This is a genomic window from Grimontia sp. SpTr1, from assembly GCF_947387585.1.
GTDB lineage: Bacteria > Pseudomonadota > Gammaproteobacteria > Enterobacterales > Vibrionaceae > Enterovibrio > Enterovibrio indicus.
The window spans coordinates 78,905-100,107 of the sequence record NZ_CANDOD010000016.1 but is presented as its reverse complement, the minus strand read 5'-3'; the positions used below and the strand labels follow the sequence as shown (position 1 = coordinate 100,107).

Annotated in this window: 17 protein-coding genes; 13 read left to right on the top strand and 4 right to left on the bottom strand. The window is 49.6% G+C overall.

From position 1 onward, the window contains the following. Positions 1-13 precede the first annotated feature (13 nt). On the bottom strand, positions 14-1,219 hold the full coding sequence (locus QL223_RS19830; RefSeq protein ID WP_281545727.1) for an aminotransferase class V-fold PLP-dependent enzyme: 1,206 nt from the start codon (positions 1,217-1,219) through the stop codon (positions 14-16). Between the two features lie 424 nt (positions 1,220-1,643). On the opposite strand from QL223_RS19830, the gene QL223_RS19825 reads away from it, so the two are divergent. The 11 genes from QL223_RS19825 to QL223_RS19775 all read left to right on the top strand — a co-directional run bounded on the left by QL223_RS19825 (position 1,644) and on the right by QL223_RS19775 (position 17,010). Further along, a complete protein-coding gene (locus QL223_RS19825; protein ID WP_002540890.1) occupies positions 1,644-1,970 on the top strand; it encodes a hypothetical protein in 327 nt (108 codons plus the stop codon). Positions 1,971-2,090: 120 nt separating this feature from the next. Then, positions 2,091-2,939: an HTH-type transcriptional regulator HdfR gene (gene hdfR / locus QL223_RS19820; RefSeq protein WP_281545726.1), complete on the top strand. Its 849-nt coding sequence runs from the start codon at positions 2,091-2,093 to the stop codon at positions 2,937-2,939. A gap of 289 nt (positions 2,940-3,228) precedes the next feature. Continuing rightward, entirely contained in the window at positions 3,229-4,854 is a 1,626-nt protein-coding gene (locus QL223_RS19815) for a methyl-accepting chemotaxis protein (RefSeq protein WP_281545725.1), read from the top strand. A 264-nt stretch (positions 4,855-5,118) separates the two neighbouring features. After that, a complete protein-coding gene (locus QL223_RS19810; RefSeq protein WP_281545724.1) occupies positions 5,119-6,309 on the top strand; it encodes a putative manganese transporter in 1,191 nt (396 codons plus the stop codon). 390 nt (positions 6,310-6,699) lie between these two features. Further along, complete coding sequence (locus QL223_RS19805; protein ID WP_002540886.1) at positions 6,700-8,007, top strand: dicarboxylate/amino acid:cation symporter; 1,308 nt, start codon at positions 6,700-6,702, stop codon at positions 8,005-8,007. A gap of 110 nt (positions 8,008-8,117) precedes the next feature. Next, positions 8,118-9,671, top strand: a complete 1,554-nt coding sequence (locus QL223_RS19800) for a cryptochrome/photolyase family protein (RefSeq protein ID WP_281545757.1) — start codon at positions 8,118-8,120, stop codon at positions 9,669-9,671. Between the two features lie 207 nt (positions 9,672-9,878). Continuing rightward, positions 9,879-11,510: a BCCT family transporter gene (locus QL223_RS19795; protein WP_281545723.1), complete on the top strand. Its 1,632-nt coding sequence runs from the start codon at positions 9,879-9,881 to the stop codon at positions 11,508-11,510. Positions 11,511-11,950: 440 nt separating this feature from the next. Further along, entirely contained in the window at positions 11,951-13,585 is a 1,635-nt protein-coding gene (locus QL223_RS19790; protein ID WP_281545722.1) for a BCCT family transporter, read from the top strand. Positions 13,586-13,701: 116 nt separating this feature from the next. Then, complete coding sequence (locus tag QL223_RS19785; protein ID WP_002540882.1) at positions 13,702-15,585, top strand: DUF294 nucleotidyltransferase-like domain-containing protein; 1,884 nt, start codon at positions 13,702-13,704, stop codon at positions 15,583-15,585. Positions 15,586-15,594: 9 nt separating this feature from the next. Then, positions 15,595-16,332: a 3'-5' exonuclease gene (locus tag QL223_RS19780; protein ID WP_281545721.1), complete on the top strand. Its 738-nt coding sequence runs from the start codon at positions 15,595-15,597 to the stop codon at positions 16,330-16,332. A 219-nt stretch (positions 16,333-16,551) separates the two neighbouring features. Next, the gene (locus QL223_RS19775) at positions 16,552-17,010 is read left to right on the top strand and encodes a peptidylprolyl isomerase (RefSeq protein WP_002540880.1); all 459 of its coding nucleotides are present in this window, start codon (positions 16,552-16,554) and stop codon (positions 17,008-17,010) included. Between the two features lie 209 nt (positions 17,011-17,219). Here QL223_RS19775 and QL223_RS19770 read toward each other — a convergent pair whose 3' ends face one another. Further along, entirely contained in the window at positions 17,220-18,638 is a 1,419-nt protein-coding gene (locus QL223_RS19770; RefSeq protein WP_281545720.1) for a hypothetical protein, read from the bottom strand. Between the two features lie 325 nt (positions 18,639-18,963). Between QL223_RS19770 and QL223_RS19765 the strand changes: the two genes are divergently transcribed. Next, positions 18,964-19,545 carry a sugar O-acetyltransferase gene (locus QL223_RS19765; RefSeq protein ID WP_281545719.1) on the top strand — a complete coding sequence of 194 codons (582 nt, stop codon included), beginning with the start codon at positions 18,964-18,966 and terminating at the stop codon, positions 19,543-19,545. Here QL223_RS19765 and QL223_RS19760 read toward each other — a convergent pair. Continuing rightward, a complete protein-coding gene (locus tag QL223_RS19760) occupies positions 19,542-19,805 on the bottom strand; it encodes a YkgJ family cysteine cluster protein (protein WP_002541050.1) in 264 nt (87 codons plus the stop codon). The genes QL223_RS19765 and QL223_RS19760 overlap by 4 nt on opposite strands. Positions 19,806-20,022: 217 nt before the next feature. On the opposite strand from QL223_RS19760, the gene QL223_RS19755 reads away from it, so the two are divergent. Continuing rightward, entirely contained in the window at positions 20,023-20,463 is a 441-nt protein-coding gene (locus QL223_RS19755) for a YcgN family cysteine cluster protein (protein ID WP_281545718.1), read from the top strand. A 119-nt stretch (positions 20,464-20,582) separates the two neighbouring features. Here the strand turns inward: QL223_RS19755 and QL223_RS19750 are convergent, their stop codons facing one another. Next, positions 20,583-21,086 (bottom strand): tyrosine-type recombinase/integrase, encoded by a 504-nt coding sequence (locus QL223_RS19750; RefSeq protein WP_281545717.1) that lies wholly within the window; start codon positions 21,084-21,086, stop codon positions 20,583-20,585. Positions 21,087-21,203 lie beyond the last annotated feature (117 nt).

Below are 21,203 nucleotides of genomic sequence, written 5' to 3'. Positions count from 1 at the left end.
GATTTATTTTCTGTCAGCCAAACTGTGGCTGGTACTCCTGCAACGTTTTTTCCAACATCGCCACACCCAAGGGTAAGTTCGCTTCACCGCCCAGTCTTTGGATGGTCGACCCTAACGCATGGATAGTGCGGAAGATATTGTGCACGCGGCATTGCTCGCCCATCTGTCCGATTCGAACGATATTCAAACCAAATGAACCTGAAATCTCCACTTTAAAATCTCGGGAAATCGCCGCCAGAATCTCTTTCTGGTTTAACCCTTGCGGCACATTGATGCCTACGACGGAATTCAGTCGGGAGGCTTTGTCGGCATAGAGGGAAAGCCCGAGACCTTGAATGCCAGCCTGAAGGGCAAGGGAGCATTTCAGGTGACGGTCAAAACGCTTTTCCAGGGTTTCATCGCAAATAAGTCGCAGCGCTTCATGGATGGCCATAATGCCGGAAACGGGGGCGGTGTAATGGTAAGAGCTTTGGTACCAGAATTTGTCTGCCAGTTTGGCATCCAGACACCAGTGGCGCAGCGTGTCTTCGCGGGTGGTGATTTTGTCCCACGCCAGCTCAGAGAAAGCGACCAGAGAAACACCGGGAATACAGCTCAACCCTTTCTGGCCACCAGTGATCACGGCATCCACGCCCCATTCATCCATGTTGAGTGGCATGGTACTGAGGGTACAGACGGCATCGACAATCACCAGACATCTCGCAGATTTGGCGGCACTGCATATTTCCGGCAGCGCACTGTTGCAAACCGTATTGGAGGTCTCCCCCTGCACGATAGTGAGCACTTTGGGTTGCACTTCGGCAATGGCTTTGGCGATCTCCTCTGGGCTTGCAGCTTGTCCTTCAGCAATGGTGTAGCGGGTGACTTCTCCGCCCACACGTTCAGACATTTCCGCCAAGCGGCCACTGAAAAAGCCATTGCTCACAGACAGCACTCGGTCGCCCGGTGCAACCAGATTTGCTACCGCCATTTCCATCGCCGCAGACCCTGGGCCTGCCACACCGAGAATGTGTGAAGATTCGGTCTGGAATACATAGCGTGACATGGATTTGACCTGCTCGATGATGCGAGACATGGTCTCACCGAGGTGGTTAATCACAATCCCGTTGGCGGCGGCGACTTTGGCAGGAATTGGCACAGGGCCAGCGCCCATCATCAACAAAGGTTCTTCAGGAAGGATGGTATCCAGTGATTCGACGATGGGGGCAGATATGCGCACGTATAACTCCTGTATTGATTCTGTGCTTGAGCGACTTCCAGTCGGAGGCGCTGCTTGCTTTTTAAGCAGAAAGGCATGGTCGCACAGTGACACAGGGATTTCCATTTGGATAACGGGATATTCCGTCGCATTTCTGCACGACTTGGGCGGAAGGGCGCTGGCCTGAGTGATTTACGCATTGTTGAGGTGTATTTGCTTAGAATGAACAGGCGGTAAACACCTCGCCGTCTGCCGCACCGATAAAGAACAACCCAGACTTTTTCCTCAAGTGTGGGATGGTATGTGGTAAGAAATGCGACACCCGTTTGTCTCCATAATGGGACGTGTAACTGATTGCGTAAGGCTTACACTGTGTAACTCAGACCACCTGAAACAACCGCGCAAATGGGGCAGGGTGGACACCGTTTTATAGTTCGGAGGCTCGATGTTTGAGACCTGGCTCGATATAGCAGTGGGCACACTGTGGGGATTCTGGCTTGCCATGTACCTGGACAGATATTACCGTCGACAGGTTGCAGCGGTGAACCTATGCGTGTTTGTGTTTTGGGGAAAAAGCTTCAAAGCGAATCGTTATCTCGCAACCTGCATCAATGTGTTGCTGGTGGTGATATTTCTGTTGTCTGCATCCGCTTTGATTGGACATTTGGTGGATAATTGGGGAGCGTTTATTGGTGCATGGTGTTTAGGGCTGGCGGTGTATGCGCTTTGCTTTTCCCTTCCCAAGCCCGCAAAGTCGAATATTCCCTCCTGATTTTGTCGTACGCGTTCAATTGATCCGCAATCGCGCCGAATTGTGCGCTTTACCCTTGACCCGATAGGGCTTTTCCGTGATAACGCAAGCTGACGAAACTATTTTGATTTATTGCTGATTATGGATACTGATCTACTACGCACGTTCCTGGAAGTGAACAAAACCCGACATTTTGGTAAAGCGGCAACCAACCTGTATTTAACACAGTCGGCAGTTAGCTTCCGTATCCGCCAATTGGAAATCAAACTCGGTACGCCGGTGTTTACCCGCAAGCGCGGTGATTTGCGTTTAACTGCTGCGGGAGAGCGTTTTGTCCCCTATGCAGAAAGCATTTTGCAGACCTGGGGCCGCGCACGTCAGGATGTGGCGCTAACTGACAGCTACCAGCAGCAACTCACGGTCGGGGCGACGTCGCTGATCTGGGAAATGGACAGCTGCAGTGACTGGCTGGAACAAGTTGAAGCCAATCAACCGGATTGGGCACTTCGCACGGAATCTTTGAGCCGTCAGCAAATTTCGAATGCGTTACTTGAGAAGCAGGTTGACGTGGTGCTGACCAGCGAACCACCGAAACTGGCAGATCTGCAGCAGCACCGTATTACAGCGTTTGAACTTCTGCTGGTATGTAGTGAACCGGATCAGGATCTGGAGTCGGTGAGCGAACTGCCGATGGTGTATCTGGATTGGGGAACCCGTTTTGGCCTTGAACATGGCCGTATTGCGTCGTTACAACGTACCCCTGTCCTGCACAGCCATGCATGCCAGCCTGCGTTGAAATTCCTGCTTAACCGTGGAGGCGTTGGATTCTTGCCCTCTACCGTCGCACAGCCTTGGATTGAAGCCGGTGCTTTGCATGTGGTGAAAGACAGCCCGGCGATGGCGAACGAGCTGTATCTGGTTTGGCTTTCAACCAGTGACAAGCATGAAGATATCGAAGCCTTGGTCTCCAGCTTAGAAAACGACGCTTAACTATATTATGTCCAAGTGACTGGGGGCGATACATAGCCTCCGGTCTGCCTTTGTCTCACTCGTATAGTAATCCAGACTTTTCTCTTCTGAGCGTCCGTCCCTATCTCATCTCTACCAACGTCTCAAACCATTTCCCACACGCAGTTTTTTGACACTCCCGACGGGAATTTGGCGTTCAAACTGATTGCCAAAATAAATGTTTCTAAAAGAAAATTCACGGTTGGCAAATGTTGATCTAAGTCTCATAATGCGCGCAATTTCAGCAATACGACTCAGGTTTAAGCGATAAATGTCACTCAAAAATATCTCTATCCGATATCAAATTCTGATCCCTATTTTTCTTTTGGTGATAAGCACTTTCGCAGTGATGATCTTTGCCAAGAGTGAAGTTGAATCTGCGGTTTATTCGGTCAGTAATACGGCACGACAGGCAGCGAATGACAAAGATCGCGCGTCTAAACTGGCAGACATTGCCTGGGCAATGCGTGTGGAAGCGATTTACGGTATCTACGATTCGCAACGTACCAAGCAAATGGCCGACAACGTTGCCAAGCTGGGTAACGAAGCGCTGACCATTTCCCGTGAAATGGCAAAAACGCCGGTGCTGCGTGATATGGCACTTGATATCGAGAACAGTGTGAGCGACTACGTTCGCTATACCAACGCCCAAGCGCAACCGACGATTGAAGCTTACTTCAAGCAACAAATCGCCATGCCGCGCTATAACGCTATGGTGAACGAATACCGTGAAATGGGCGCGGAAATGATGAAAGACATCAGCGCACTGTCAGCTTTTATCAATCCTTTGGTTGAGCAAGACCTGAAAAAATCTGACGACGATGCAGATCAGATGATGGTGACAACCGGCTTGGTGATGGGCGGTGCATTGACGATTGCGATGCTGTTTGGCTGGTGGCTTTCAGGTGTGATTGTAAAACCATTGGAAGAGCTTCAGGATGTCATGCGTCGTCTGGCGACGGGTGATCTGAACGTACAGGCGGATGAATCCGGTGAAAATGAACTGGCGCGTTTGGGCCGTGACACCAACCAGACCATCAGCCAACTGCGTCATACCGTGACCACACTGTTCAGTATCAGCGATGAAGTGGCAGCGGCTTCCACTGAACTTGCCGCGGTGATGAACCAGTCTGCAGTGAACGCACAGCAAGAGCAGGCAGAAATCGAACAGGTTGCTTCTGCAGTGACCGAGCTCTCAAGTACTGCAGATAACGTGTCTGACAACGCAGTGAATGCTGACCATGCGGCTCGTCAAACTGATGAACTGGCAGCACAAGGTCTGGCAGTGTTCGAGCAAAGTACACAAGCCGCAGTGCAAATGGCGGAATCGATTGAAAACACCGCAAGTGTGGTGAGCACTCTGCGTGAGCAATCTGAGCGCATCAGTCATGTGGTGGAAGTGATCCGCGGTATTTCAGAGCAAACTAATCTATTGGCACTGAATGCGGCAATTGAAGCGGCGCGTGCAGGCCATTCTGGCCGTGGTTTTGCGGTAGTAGCGGACGAAGTGCGTATGCTGGCAGCGCGTACTGAAGAGTCGACCAAAGAGATCCAGCAAATCATCGAAGGCTTGCAGCTTCAGGCTTCTCAGGCAGGTGACAGCATGGGAATGTGTATGGACGTGCTTGCCCGCACTCAGGAGTTGAGCCAACAGGCGAATGATGCCCTTAATGGCATCACACAGTCTGTCGCACAAATCACTGACATGAATACGCTGGTGGCGACCGCCGCTGAACAGCAATCGGCAGTGACGCAGGACATCAACCGTAACATCACCAATATGTCTGGCATCATTACCCAGAATGTTACCGGTATCAGCCAAAGCGCGTCGGCAAGTCAGGAGCTTTCTCAGCTGGCTGAAAGCCAGAAGCAGGAGCTTGCTTTCTTCCGCGTTTAATTGCCAGATGTAAGCTTCAACCAAAACCGCCTTTCGGGGCGGTTTTCTTTTATCTCTCACCCGTACTTTATGCTTATACCAATCGTAGTAAATATCTGATTGTAGAATAACGACTTATCGAAATTTTTCGCCTTGTTCTTGAGCATTTTTCCTGCGCTATTTCTGATCACCTATCTACTGTGATTGGCATTATCAAACTTCCTGTTGCAATTCGTCATCTACGATCTATTATTGATAATAATTCTCATTATCAAAAGTAAAACGATGACAGGATTACTTTCCCGACTCTTCGCACCGGTTTCAAAGCGGCATTTCTGGGCGATGAAAAAACGTCGCCTTTTAGTACCAGTGTTGTTACTTGCGCTGATTTTCGCTGAACCAACACGTGCGGTGACACTCGCTGTGCTGTCTGATGCTTTCTGGCAAGTGGCTGCTTATGTGGCTGCGACACTAGCGCTTTTTCACTATTTGACGAACAAGTTCGAGCGTCATGGCGCTTGGGTATCGCGTTTAGCAAAAAAGAAAAATCTGCAGGTGGTGCTTTCAGCGGTATTGGGCGCTTTACCGGGATGTGGTGGCGCTATTGTTGTTATCACCCAGTTTGTACGTGGCAACCTTAGCTTTGGCAGTGTGGTTGCAGTGCTTACAGCGACGATGGGTGATGCTGCGTTCTTGTTGTTAGCCACCAAGCCTTCGGATGGCATCTTTATGATTGGGTTAGGCTTTGCCGTCGGTGTGGTTTCCGGACAGATTGTCGATGCGCTGCATCGTGATGACTTTATGCGACCCAAACACTCTCCGGCAAAACCTAACCCATGTTCCAAACAAGCCGACAGCCAGACGGTTATCGGTGTGCAGGGGCGCTTTTGGCAATGGGTGTTGCTTCCATCTCTGGTGATGACACTGCTTAGCTCAATGCAGTTTGATACCGATGCGTTGCTTCATCTTCCTGTTGGCATGTCCGAGCTGGTTGGTGCGGTTCTCGCGATAACGACGGTGACCTTCTGGGCACTGGCGCGAGAAGCGGAAAATTATGAGTCTTTGGTGGGAGAAGATCCCAAAGACAGTGGATCGCACCTTTTCGAGCGGGTCGCTCAGGACACTAACTTTGTGATGGTCTGGGTGATTGCGGCCTTTCTGGTGTTTGAGCTTTGCGTACTCTGGCTGGGGATGGATCTCAGTGAACTCTTTACTGGCTGGGGCGCTTTGGTGCCATTAATGGGGGTGCTTGTGGGCATATTGCCCGGCTGCGGGCCTCAGATTCTAGTTACCAGTTTGTACATCAGTGGCGCTGTGCCAATGTCCGCCCAAATTGGCAATGCGATTTCCAATGATGGTGATGCGCTTTTCCCTGCGATTGCGCTGGCACCAAAGGCCGCCATTGTTGCCACCCTTTATTCAACCTTACCTGCATTGATCGCTGCTTACAGTTTCTTCTGGCTGGTAGAAAGCTGAGCCTTCAGATTGGGTATACGCCTGACTATTGTTAATAGCACTGATGGCTTTTTGAACGGGTCAGGTCTTTTCTGCTGGTCAAAAAGGCATCTAATAGTTTTTTATTTTGTTAATCAGATGTTTATCAGATTGGAAATTTCGCCTCGGATGTGTGATGTGTCGCATAAAAGTGACTCGATGTTGTAAAAAGGGAATGTATTTAGTTGGGATTCCGCTGCTAATCTCATCGCGCTTGATTGTGAAGAGCAAGTTAACCAATCAGATTAAAATTCGGTTCATTGAGTTCTGTTGAAACGATGCTTTGCCCGAGGGCAGTTCGTATTCTTATGGTCAATATAAATCACCAGTTTAATCTCCTTGGCGTTGAGTTTTGAAAAGGAGTTTTCAATCATGAATGCGGAAGCTAACAAGATGTCTTTGACCACCCGTGTCCTGCTGGGCATGGTGATGGGTATTGTGACTGGTTTTGCTATTCGGTTTTTGTTCGGCGAAGAAGGTTTCGTCAACGAGTATATCGTCAACGGCTTGTTTGACGTTGGTGGCCAAATTTTTGTAGCCAGCTTGAAGATGCTGGTGGTTCCTTTGGTATTCGTTTCACTGGTGTGTGGCACCAGCGCACTGAAAGATATCGCAACGCTGGGCCGTTTGGGTGGCAAAACCCTGATGTTCTATCTGGGCACCACGGCGCTGGCGATCACCCTGGCAATGAGCCTTGCACTGCTGTTTGGCCCAGGTAAAGGTGCAGACCTTTCTGCGGCATCGTCTTTCCAAGCTTCCGAAGCGCCATCGCTGGGCGATGTGATTGTGGGCATGTTCCCTACGAACCCAATCAGCTCAATGGCGGAAGGCAACACGCTGCAAATCATCATTTTTGCGCTGCTGTTCGGTATTGCTATCAGTGCGTCTGGTAAGCCAGGTGAGCGCGTGGCGGCCTTCTTCCGTGATCTGAACGAAGTGATTCTTAAGCTGGTTGCTCTGCTGATGAATCTGGCCCCGTTTGGTGTGTTCTGTCTGATGGCGAAGTTGTTTACCTCGCTGGGTCTGTCAGCGATTGTCAGTCTAGCGGAATACTTCTTCGTGTTGGCGGGTGGCCTGGTGCTGCATGCGCTGGTGACTTACACCACCTTGCTTAAGGTATTCAGCGGCCTGAGCCCGGTAACATTCCTCAAGAAAATGGAAGATGCCATCATGTTTGCGTTCTCGACGGCGTCGTCGAATGCGACTATTCCCGTGTCGATGGAAACCACCACTCGCCGCATGGGTGCTGACAACAAGATTGCATCTTTCACCATCCCGCTGGGTGCGACCATTAACATGGACGGCACAGCGATGATGCAAGGTGTGGCAACGGTGTTTATCGCGCAGGCGTTCAATGTTGACCTGACCATGATGGACTACATGACGGTTATCCTGACAGCAACGCTGGCGTCCATCGGTACCGCGGGTGTACCGGGTGTGGGTCTGGTGATGCTGGCGATGGTATTGAATCAGGTGGGTCTGCCGCTGGAAGGTATTGCACTGATCATGGGTGTTGACCGTCTGCTGGACATGATTCGTACCGCGGTGAACATCACCGGTGACTGTGCGGTAACCTGTATTGTTGCGAAAAGCGAAGACGCGTTGGATGAGAAACGCTTCAACGACATGAAAGCGGCGGAAGAAGACGAGAAAATCGTGTTCCGACCTCACGCGCAGTAACTCACAGCCTCCGATAAAAAACGCCAGCTTGTCTGGCGTTTTTTTGATCTCTCAGCACCTTGAACCGTAATGCATACTGTTGATTGAAAAAAGAAACGGTAGCGATTCCAATGACCCAGTTCCACACACTCAGACTGATTCTCGGTGACCAGCTAAATGCCAGCCATGCGTGGTACAGCGAACACGACGATGGTGTGTTGTACCTGATCGCAGAGCTGCGTCAGGAAACGGACTACGCCCCTCATCATGTTCAGAAGGTCTGTGCGTTTTTCGCTGCCATGAAAGGTTTTGCGGCTGCCTTGGAGAAAGCAGGTCACCATGTGAGGCACATGACGCTGGATGAAACACAATCCTTCGATTCGCTGAACGCACTGCTAAACGCATTGATTGATAAACACAGTATTACGCGTTTTGAATATCAACTTCCGGATGAATACCGTTTGCGCGAACAGCTTCGTCTGTTTAGCGATTCTTTAGGTATTGAGACCAGTGCGACGGGCAGTGAGCATTTTCTGGTACCTGATGATGCCTTGAGCCAACATTTCACTGCTGGAAAACATCACCTGATGGAGTCTTTTTACCGCAAGATGCGTAAGCAGTTTGACGTGATGATGGAAGGCGACAAACCGGAAGGGGGAAAGTGGAATTACGACAAAGATAACCGTGCCAAGCTGACCAAAGCAGAGCTTGAATGCATCCCTGAGCCTTTGGTGTTTGCCAATGATGTGTCGACTATTCTCGACCGTTTGGAGCGTCATGGTGTGAAAACCATAGGTGTTGCTACTCCACTGCTTCTCTGGCCTGTCACTAGAAGACAGTCGATGGAACTGCTTGATTACTTCTGTCAGTACCTGTTGCCAAAATTCGGCAGCTTTCAGGACGCGATGACATCCGAGAGCCCGCATCGCTGGAGCCTTTATCATTCCCGACTTTCCTTTGCACTCAACAGCAAAATGCTTCACCCAATGCTGGTGATTCAAGCCGCGATAAAGGCGTATCGCCAGCCTGACTCCGGCATTAGCATCAATCAGGTGGAGGGTTTTGTCAGACAGATTCTTGGCTGGCGTGAGTTTGTCCGCGGGCTTTATTGGGCAAACATGCCGGAGTATTCAACCATGAACGCACTGGGTGGCACTCGGACATTGCCTGAATTCTTTTGGACGGGCGAAACCAAGATGCAATGCCTGAAACAGGCTATCCAGCAGTCGCTCGATTGCGGCTATGCGCATCACATCCAACGCTTGATGGTTACCGGTAACTTCACCCTGCTGACGGGCATTGCACCGGAAGAAGTCGATGCCTGGTATCTGGGGATCTATGTCGATGCCATTGAGTGGGTAGAGTTACCGAACGTTCGGGGAATGGCGCTATTTGCAGATGGCGGTCTGTTCGCCACCAAGCCCTACAGTGCCAGCGGTAACTACATCAATAAGATGAGCGATTACTGCGCGGGTTGCCATTATAACGTGAAAGAAAAAGTGGGTGAGGGCGCTTGTCCTCTGAACAGTCTTTATTGGCATTTTATGGAACGTCATCGCGCTAAAATTGCGGTGAATCCGCGAGCTGGCATGGTTTATCGTGGCTGGGATGGAAAATCCGACGAAGAGCGTAGTGCTGTGCTGGAGCAGGCTGAACACTATCTAGGCAATCTCAACAATCTCTAACTGTTTAATTTATCGTGATATTTGTCATTTTGGCATTGTCACTATGAATGAGTGCGGCCTTTTTGATTCTGTTGGTAATTAATATCGAAAAATCATGCTAATACGACAAGTTTTATTTGTTTTACCTCACTGACGTAAACAGTAATAGTTTGCGTTTATTCAGGCGAATTGGCCTGAATGTTGTGAATGTAAAATGGAGTTGTCGTTGTGAGTGATAAAAGCCACGATGAATTAATGTCACCGGATGGTGCGGTGACGCCTATCGATACTGATTACCAAGTAGGTCAGGATAATATCGCCCTGCAAATCGGTCCTTTGGGTCTGGATATCCATAACCGCGTGTTTTTGGTTTCAGGCGGTATGATTGCACTGTTCGTGTTAGTCACTTTGTTGTTCCGTAACTCAGTTGGCCCTCTGTTCAACGAGATGCGAAACACCCTTACTGCTCAGATGGACTGGTTCTTCATCGGCGCAGGTAACCTTTTCGTTATTCTCTGTCTGATCCTTATCTTCAGCCCATTGGGACGTGTACGTCTCGGCGGCACAGAAGCTACCCCTGATTACACCTATGTCGGTTGGTTTTCCATGCTGTTTGCTGCAGGTATGGGTATCGGCCTGATGTTCTACGGCGTGTCTGAACCACTTTCACACTATGCATCTTCTTTTGGCGGTGTGGTTGAGACAAATGGCGTTCGTACTGACTGGGCACCATTGGGTGGTGCTGCGGGCGATATGGTTGCTGCAAAAGATCTGGGTATGGCCGCGACGATTTACCACTGGGGTTTGCATCCATGGGCAATCTACGCATTGCTGGCTCTGTCTCTGGCGTTGTTCTCCTTTAATAAAGGCCTACCACTGACTATCCGTTCTGTGTTCTACCCAATCTTTGGTGAGCGCATCTGGGGTTGGCCGGGCCATATCATTGATATCACTGCGGTAGTGGCAACACTATTCGGTCTGGCTACGTCACTGGGCTTTGGTGCGTCGCAGGCGGCTGCAGGTCTGGACTTCCTGTTCAACATTCCAAGCGGTATTACCACTCAGGTTATCCTCATCATCGGTATCACAGGTCTGGCACTGATGTCGGTGGTTGCGGGTCTGGACTCTGGTGTGAAACGTCTTTCTGAGTTCAACATGGCGATGGCCACCTTGCTGATGGTGTTTGTGATTGTGGTAGGTCCTACCCTGTCAATATTCACCAACCTGGGTACCAATATGGTGGCGTACTTCGAGAACCTGCCTGCACTGTCGAACCCATTTGGCCGCGAAGATGCTAACTACTCACAAGGCTGGACGGCGTTCTACTGGGCATGGTGGATGTCCTGGTCGCCATTCGTAGGTATGTTTATCGCGCGTGTTTCGCGTGGACGTACGGTGCGTGAATTCATCATTTGTGTACTGCTGATCCCAACGTCTGTCTGTGTGCTGTGGATGACAGCATTCGGTACCACGGCGATTGAGCAGCTTCAGGATGGTTACCGCGCAGTGGTTGATGCAGATCTGCCGCTACAGCTGTTCAACATGCTGGATGGCCTGCCTCTGTCGAGCATTACCTCTCTGTTGGGTATCATTCTGGTGGTGGTTTTCTTCGTCACCTCTTCAGATTCCGGTTCGCTGGTTATCGATACCATTTCTGCAGGCGGTAAGGTGGATGCGCCAGTACCACAGCGTATCTTCTGGTGTTCGTTTGTGGGGCTGGTAGCGATTTCTCTGTTGCTGGGTGGTGGCCTTGGAGCGCTGCAGGCAATGGTGGTATCGACAGGTCTGCCATTCTGTATCGTTCTGTTGCTTTGTGCATTCTCCCTGGTGAAGGGATTGATGTCTGAGCCACGCAAATAAGCAAAAGAAATAAATCCGGGTTCGCGCCCGGATTTTTCTTTTTATGTAAAAACCCAAATACAAAACGTAACTGACACATTGGCCGAAACTGGATCCAGCACGGCGCATTTGCGTAATTCAACCACCCTATGCAGGGATAGAAATAGAGGGTTAGTACGCGAATCCAATGTTTAGAGCTCAATGGTTATTTGCGTTGGCTGTTTGCCTGATTAACACGATATTGTGGCTAATTATTGTGCAATTACAGCGATTAATTCGACTCATTTCTCACTATTGAAGCATTGAACACTAAGGATATGTTAGAGTGTTTAGGTCATTAGACCTTAAGTTAGTGAGCGTTCAATATGCCTGATGATAGAAAACCTCGTTTTCTGTTATTTCACCCTGCATATTCAACGCCATTAGCTGCTTAACTCGCAAAACGGATTAAGGAGTTTACTGTGAGCGATAAAAGTCATGAAGAGTTGATGAAACCGGATGGTGACGTCAACCCCATAGACACAGATTATCAGGTTGGGCAGGACAACATTGCCATGAAGATCGGGCCATTTGGTCTTGATATTCACAACCGCGTTTTCCTCATTTCCGGCCTCGCCGTTGTTCTTTTCGTCTTCATTACACTCGCCTTCCAGAAAGACGTTGCCCCTATTTTTGGTGAGATACGAGGCTGGCTGACGACTAATCTGGACTGGTTCTTCCTTTCCGCGGGTGACATCTTCGTGATCACCTGTTTGGTACTGGTAGTCAGCCCATTGGGTAAAGTCCGTCTCGGCGGTACTGAAGCCACGCCAGACTATACCTACGCAGGCTGGTTCTCCATGTTGTTTGCCGCTGGTATGGGGATCGGGCTGATGTTCTGGGGGGTTGCAGAGCCTTTATCCCACTACGGTGCAGCGCTAGGCGGTACTTCTGTTGAAAATGGTGTGCGGACCGACTGGGCGCCATTGGGTGCAGCAGTTGGGGATCCGAAAGCAGCGGCAGATTTGGCTATGGCCGCAACCATTTACCACTGGGGCCTCCATCCTTGGGCGATTTATGCGGTGCTCGCTTTAGGTCTGGCACTGTTTTCATTTAACAAGGGCTTGCCGCTCACCATGCGTTCTGTGTTTTACCCACTTTTCGGTGAGCGTGTATGGGGCTGGGTCGGCCATGTTATTGATATTCTGGCGGTCGTGGCCACCTTGTTTGGTCTGGCGACTTCGTTGGGACTTGGCGCATCACAAGCTGCTTCGGGCCTGAATTATCTGTTTGGTATCCCACTTGGTGAAACCACAGAGGTGATTCTGGTTATCCTGATCACGGCGCTGGCACTTGTGTCGGTCATGGCGGGTCTGGATGCCGGTGTGAAGCGTCTGTCTGAAATCAACATGATTCTGGCGATGGCCTTGCTGCTGTTTGTGATCCTAATGGGGCCAACCATTGCGATTCTGACCGGCTTCTTTGGCAATCTGGCCTCTTATGTTGAACACCTGCCTGCGCTTTCCAGCCCGTTCGGACGTGAAGATTCTAACTTTGCCGCTGGCTGGACAGCATTCTACTGGGCTTGGTGGATTTCCTGGTCGCCATTTGTCGGTATGTTTATCGCACGTGTTTCGCGTGGTCGTACGGTACGTGAATTCATCACTTGTGTACTGCTGATCCCTTCACTGGCTTGTGTATTGTGGATGACTGCGTTTGGTGGCACAGCCATCAGCCAGGTGGTCAATGATGGTTATACGGCAGTGACAGAGGCAGATCTGCCATTGAAACTGTTCGCGATGCTGGATGCACTACCATTGGCTTCAATCACGTCATTTATCGGTATTATTCTGGTGGTGGTTTTCTTTGTGACCTCATCAGATTCAGGATCACTGGTTATCGATACGATTTCTGCTGGTGGTAAGGTGGATGCACCTGTGCCACAGCGTGTGTTCTGGTGTACGTTTGAAGGATTGGTCGCGATTGCCTTGGTCTTGGGTGGCGGATTGGTTGCCCTTCAGGCGATGGCGGTATCGACCGGATTCCCGTTCACCATCGTGTTGCTGGTTGCCTGTGTCTCGGTGATAAAGGGCCTGATGTCCGAACCGCGAGGCTAGGTTGACCAACCTTGTAAGCGCAGCGGGGCAGACATGACGTCTGCCCTGTTTCGTCTGGTTTGAAGTCCGAGTCTGATTTCCGGTCGGAAGTAAACTCGTTGAGAGATTGATAAGTAATGGAAGCGGAACAAATAGAAATCGCAGCGTTTCTCAAACAACATGCGCCCTTCAATGAATTGCCGGAAGAAGAAGTGGATGAAGTGGCCAAGCAGGTCGAAATTTCCTACTTCCGCGCAGGGACGCAAATCTTTGAATACGGTCAGCCAATCCACGAACTGTGTTTAGTTCGCAGTGGCGTGGTCGAAATCTATCGCCGCAAAGGAGAGCTTTATAACCGGCTCTCTGAAGGAGGTACGTTCGGCCAATGGGGATTGATGATGAACCGCCGTGTTCGCTTTCCTGCCAAAGCGATCGAAGACAGTCTGGTTTACTTTATTCCTGATACCGTTTTTGACGATCTCAGCGAACGCTTTGAATCTTTCTCAGACTTTATGGAGGTGGAAGACGGATTGCGCTTGCGTCAGGCGGTGGAGAACCACCGTGACAGCAATGATCTCACCACCTCTAAAGTTACCAACCTGATTTTGCGCGATCCCGTTACCGTGGATTGTGAATCTTCCGTTCGCCATGCTGCACAAATCATGACTGACGAGGGCGTATCTTCGCTGTTAGTTATGACAGTAGAAGCCGATGAAGAAGGTGTGGAGCAGGAGCGTATTGCGGGCATCATTACCGACAGGGATTTGCGCTCCCGCGTGGTGGCTCCTGGCTTACCTTATGAGACGCAGATTACTGAGATTCTGACTCCACAAATTATCACGCTCGATCACAATGCCTATGTATTCGAAGCCATGCTGACCATGCTTCGTAACAACCTGCATCACTTGCCCATCCTTAAAAATCAAAAGCCTGTGGGGGTGGTTGCGCTGTCTGATATCGTGCGTTACGAATCCCAGAGCAGTTTGGTGATTGTGAGCAGTATCTTCCGTCAGCAAACCGTTGAGGATCTGGCGGCTTTGTCGAAAGACGTACCAGCCTGTTTCTCCCGTATGGTTTCAGAAGATGCCAACTCACATATGATTGGTTCTGCGATGGCGGTGATAGGCAGAAGCTTCAAGCAGCGACTTCTTGAGCTGTATGAAGAAGAGTATGGCCCGCCACCTATTGGTTATTGTTTCCTTGCACTGGGGTCAATGGCGCGTGACGAACAACTGATTGTGACCGATCAGGACAACGCACTGATTCTGGATGACAAGTACGATCCTGGAGAGCATGAAGAATACTTTGTGAACCTTGCAAAGTTTGTGAGTGATGGCCTTGCGCAATGTGGTTACAGCTATTGTACCGGTAACATTATGGCGACTAACCCTGAGTGGCGTAAGACCCGTGCGGAATGGGAAGAGACGTTCGCGGACTGGATTGACCATCCGAACCCCCAGTCGTTATTGAACAGCAATATCTTCTTCGATCTTGATGGCGTTTACGGCGCAACGAACTGGGCTGAAACACTCAAAGCATTCGTGTCGCGACGTGCGAAGCGTAATAACCGCTTCCTGGCCTGTATGGCGCGCAATGCACTGAACCGCACTCCACCTCTTGGTTTCTTCAAGAGCTTTGTGATGGAGCAGGACGGTCGACACAAAAACTCAATGAACCTGAAACGCCGTGGCACCGCGCCACTGGCAGATCTGATCCGTGTTCATGCACTGGCGGTGGGCTCCCGTTCCCAGAACTCGTTTGAGCGCTTGGACGACATCATCGAAGCGGGCATTTTGCCAAAAGGCCGTGGCGAGGATATCCGTGATGCGATGGAGTTCATCTCCATGGTACGCATACGCCATCAGGCTATTGATGTGGAGCAGGAGATTGAGCCTGATAACAACATCGAGCCGGAGAATCTCTCTGAATTCGAGCGCCGCAACCTCAAAGACGCTTTCCAGATCATGAGTAACGCGCAGAAGTTCCTTAAGTACCGTTACCAGCCAAATCGCAGTAATTAGGGGCATGTAGTGTTAATTCTTGAACCTAAAAACGGTGCAAAAGACGTCAAGGTGGGTCCTGACTGGTCAACACTCAATGAACGATTGAAGCAAAAAGCCAAGGTGCCTCTGCTGAAGCGTTTTTACGAAGCGGGTGTCGTAAATGGTGACACCCCAGTGTCTGAGGTTGAGTTCGTTGCGCTGGATCTGGAAACCACGGGGTTGGATCCCAGCAAAAACGACATTGTCAGCATTGGTTTAGTGCCTTTTACGCTCAATCGTATTCATTGCCGCAAAGCCAAGCATTGGATTGTGAAGCCGAGAAAACCGCTGGAAGACGACTCTGTGGTTTTCCACGGTATTACCCACTCTGACGTGAGCGATGCGCCGGACTTACGCCGTATTTTGGAAGAGGTGTTGGCGTCTTTGGAAGGGAAGATTGTGGTGGTGCATTACCGTCGCATCGAGCGTGATTTTATCGAGGCGGCAGTCAAAAGCCGTTTGGGTGAAACCTTGTTGTTTCCGGTGGTGGATACTCTGGAGATTGAATCTTGGTATTACCGTAAACCTTTCCAGAAGTTCTGGTCCTGCCTAATGAAAAAGCCGCTAACATCTATTCGGTTGGCAGACAGTCGCCGTCGTTACAACTTGCCTTTTTATCAAGGACATAACGCGCTGACGGATGCGATTGCGACTGCCGAGTTACTTCAGGCGCAAATCGCACACCGTTTCGGTCGTGACCATCCCATCAAGGCGCTGTGGCGTTAAATCTCAACGACTGAAATCAATGATATCGGCCTAAGTTCACGTTTTTAGTAATCAAAACGCTGTAACCGGGTCGATTTTTTTAGTGCTTTGCTCACTGTGTTACAGTCAAAGGGATGAGCTGGTATCTGTCTTTGACGTTTCGTCCTTGACAACTCTTTGCGCCGATTGCCCGACGTAAAGGTACGATACGTAAATTCGCTGCCGACAAAGGATGGCAAGATGATTGAAGAAAACAAAGTCGTAAAAATCGACTACACGGTAAAAGACGAAGAAGGACAGCTGATTGATACGTCGGAAGGCAAAGATCCTTTAGCGTATCTGCACGGTGCAGGAAATATCATTCCGGGTTTGGAAAAAGCACTGGAAGGTCGCTCTGAAGGCGAAGAGTTTGCCGTTCAAATTCAACCAGACGATGCATACGGCCAGCGTAACGAAGCGTTGATTCAAGTGGTTGAGCGCGGTGTATTCCAGGGCGTGGACCAATTGGATGTGGGTATGGTGTTCAATGCCCAAGGCCCACAAGGCAATATCCAAGTGACAATTATCGCGATCGAAGGCGATGAAGTGACGATCGACGGCAACCACCCATTGGCGGGTGTCGTACTCCAATTTGAAGGCGTTATCCGCGAAGTGCGTGAAGCAACTGCCGAAGAAATCGAACACGGCCACGTTCACTAATCACTGAAAAGTGAAGAGAAAAAGCGAGCTGTTTAGCTCGCTTTTTTTGTTAGTGCTTATCTAATACCAATCGTAGTAAATATCTGCTCATCCTAGCTTGTTAAAATGCTCGATAACTGCGTTGAAAAATTTGATTGTAGAATAACTACTTATCGGAATTTTCCGCCTTGTTCTCGAGCATTTTTCCTGCGCTACTTCTGATCAGCTACCTACTGTGATTGGTATAACAGGGTTTCTAGTATGAAGGCATCATCAAAGTGACGTTCTCCAATAAAGGCAATGGCATGCTGTCCGTGTTGTCGCATCGCACCGGGAGAGCGCACGCCAAATGGCCACAGGAACCAGCGCTCACCGCGAAGACTTTGTTCCAGAATGCCGAATTCATCAAAAGGGCTTTTCCTCATTCCTGTGCTATCCGAAAGCATCAGTGACTCTTTGATTTCTCTCGCCTCAAGCGTGATATCGGGTTGAATGTTATCAGTAACATGAATCGCGCTGATCATGTGCTCTCCGCCGGTTAAACTGATTTCAAAACGACCGTTATCTGTAGTTGGGAACAGGTAGTTCTGGATTGGCTTTTCGTCGTCGCGCTCTATAAACCATAGTGTTGGACTCAATGCATACACCATGTGATAGCAACCGCACTGGTGAATGGAATCCAGAATCAGTGGGGCACCATCTTCACCCAGCGTGATGCGAATATTTACGGCATCAAACTCTCCCGCATACGGGTCGAAGTGGCCTTTTGCGGTTCTAGCGGGGAACCACAATGCGTAATTGAGTTGAGGGAGCACTTTCCCATGAAAACGGGTGTAGGTGACGGAGCGGTAAATAACGGGCGTTTGGGTATTGATCAATACCCTGTCTTGGCTATCGAGCGTCAGCGCGCCGGGGATGTCATCGGGTGATAAGGTTTCGACGACAAACAGAGGTGAGAACCTATCGAGTAGCGCCTCAGATTCATCGCGGGTGAGCAAAGGCCATTGCAGTGAGGAATAGCGACTTGCTTCTTCGAATATGGCTTTCACGTTTTGCTGCGTCAGATGTGCCGGTGGTTCGCCATAACGGAAAGGGAGTTTCAGCGTTCTGCCAAAATCTGCTTTGATGCGCTCCTGTTCATCTTCGATTTGGCCTTCGGCGACAAGCGTGGCAACAGGGTAAACGCCTACCACTCGCTTCCAATGCTCGTAAGCTGTCGGCACGGAAGGAGGATGGCTCTCCAATTCTCCCCAAAAACGGGAATTCTCAATGCTTTCCTCGAGTAATTGCTGCTGGCATTGCTTCAATTCACTTTGATGGCGGGTAGCGACGGGTGCTAAAGCCAATGCGACATCAAGTTGCTCTTTCCCTTTATGACCCACATAGGTGAGCCATTGAGCTTGCGCAGAAGCGCTAGATAGCTCTCCAACAAAGGACGTGCTGAAACGGTCAAAAGCCAGATGTGGAAAGCGTAAATCCTGATGGTAAGGCAGTTTGAAATCACGCTCATGTTCTACTTTCTTGTAATAAGCAGAGAGGCGGCTTTCGCACGTCGCCCCATTTTGAGTGAACAGGGTAGTTTGGTGTGGTGTAGTACACCCAACTAGCAAGGTAGCAAATAGTAAGAAAAAGAACCGGGATCTCAGCATTGTGCCCTATCTATAAGTTACTGTTCGGTATGAACTATACCCAAACAACCTGAAGATGCTCGCAATCAGAGGTCATCAATGCGTTCAATTCGAGGCAAATTTCACGAGGAATAGTCGTTCTATTTCCGTGGAATTTAACAAAGAAGTGGGCGCATTGAGGGCCTCCCTTCGGGCGAGTTGACTGACGCCGTGCTCATTGTTGTTCCTTTTTGATGGAGGTGACTACACCTGCAAAGGAACGCCGCGATCACAACGCCAGTCAAACTCGCTGAATCCGGCATCTTCAGGTCGTTTGGGTATATAGTGTCGGTACAAAGGACAAAAAATGAAAACCGAGAAGCAAAAAATGCTAAGTGGTGAGCTTTATCGCGCGAGTGATGAAGAGCTGGTGGCAGATAAAATGCGATGCCGTGAAGCCATGCGTCGCTTTAACCAAAGTGTGCCTGAGAGTGACGACTGGAAAAGGGCTAAGAGTGATTTGCTGCCAAACGCGTCCGACTCAGTGTATATCGAGCCGCCATTTTTCTGTGATTACGGCATTCATGTGACCTTTGGTGACAATGTTTTTATCAATTTCAACTGCACCATTTTGGATGTTGCACCTGTGACTATTGGTCATCGTGTGATGATGGCGAACAATGTGCAGCTTTTGACGGCAACACACCCATTGGATGTTCAACGCCGTGTCTATGATTTGGTTGAATACGGTTTGCCCATCAGCATCGGCGACAATGCATGGTTAGGTGGCGGTGTGATTGTTCTGCCGGGTGTAACGATTGGTAAGAACTGTGTCATTGGCGCGGGCAGTGTGGTGACCAAAGATATTCCTGACAACACCATCGCTGTCGGTAACCCTGCCAAAGTGGTGCGAGAGCTGACTGCTGAGGAAATCGCTGAGCGCGGTTAAGTTAACGATTCCAACTCTGTGAGCACGTCAATCGCATATTGATTGGTGCTGCCACAAATATCCCGGTCAGCTTTGAATTGCCCACACACTGCAGGGCGCTCAGGCTGGCCGAAAATCTTACAAAGATTCTCTTCATTCAATTGGATGCAACGGACGCCGGCCGGTTTGCCATTGGGCATACCCGGAATAGGCGAAGAAATGCTTGGCGCGATGCAGCAAGCACCACAGCCTAAACGACAGCTTACAGCGGTATCAGTCATCTCTCAGCCTCAATGAATGGGGTCTTTGGTTATAATCCAATGGTGGGCGCGCACAGTATCACTCACGATGAGTAAACGCAAAGTGTTGATAGGCATCACCCATAAGCCCTTGATTGACAGCCGCTGAAAGCAGGGATTCCGTCTTGCGCTTGCAGTTTCTGCTCTGGGTGGTATAACGAGCGCCTTTATCAAGATTGACTGGCAGGAACGGGTAAGCATGACAACGCCTTTCTGGGAACAAAAAACACTGACTGAAATGACTGACGCAGAGTGGGAATCGCTGTGTGACGGTTGCGGTAAGTGCTGTCTTCATAAACTGATCGATGAAGACACCGAGGAGTTGTACTACACCAACATTGCTTGCAGTCTGTTGGATGATAAAACTTGCTCGTGTAAAGACTATCAGAACCGTTTTAGCTATGACGAAGACTGCCTGAAGCTTTCCCGCGAGAAGATTGAAGAGTTCTATTGGCTGCCGGATACCTGTGCATACCGTTTGCTGGCAGAAGATAAACCACTTCCAGCTTGGCACCCACTCACTACCGGGTCGAAAGACGCGATGCACGCTGCGAACGAATCAGTGCGTGAGAAAGTGGTTTACGAAATCGACGTGATTGATTGGGAAGACCATATTTTAAATCATCCTAACAGGGGCTAGGCGTAGCAAGGTATATCAAGGCTTTGCTTGTGGTCACTTCATCAATAATCATCAATATTTATCTATATTCTGAAAATTTGTGGACATAATGTGGACGTTTTAGTGTCCGCATTAGCCACTTATTTGAGGTTCGCTAGAGGGTTTTTCGTGACCACATCTTCTAGGTGATCGGGGGCTAGGTGAGCGAATCGCATGGTCTGTTTTATGTCACTGTGACCAAGGATTCGTTGCAAGGCGATAATATTACCACCGTTCATCATGTAGTAAGACGCAAAAGTATGGCGCAGAACGTGGGCAGCTTGCTGCTTTAGTCGTGGAACATTGCGCACGATAAATCGGTAAACCGTCGAATAGCCAATGTTAAACAATGGGCCTGAACCCTCTTTGTAAATCACATCATAAAGTTCTGGGCTGATCGGTACCGAGCGATTCTTTTTGCCTTTCGTCTGCGTGAACGTGACTTTGTACTTGGTGAGCTGTGCACCAGTAAGTCGTGACGCTTCACGGAATCGTCCCCCTGTTGCTAAACAAAGCTTAATTATCTTGTGCAGGTCATCATGGAATTTGTGCGCTTCGGCTTCAGCAATCAATCTCTGCATTTCCTCCACCGTTAAAAACTCCATTTCAGGTTCGTGTAATCTGAATTGCCGCACTGACTTAAGCGGATTTTCACATTTCCATTCTCCCATTCGTTGCAACTCAATAATGACCGCATGATGAGTAAAGTACCGCTAAGGCTT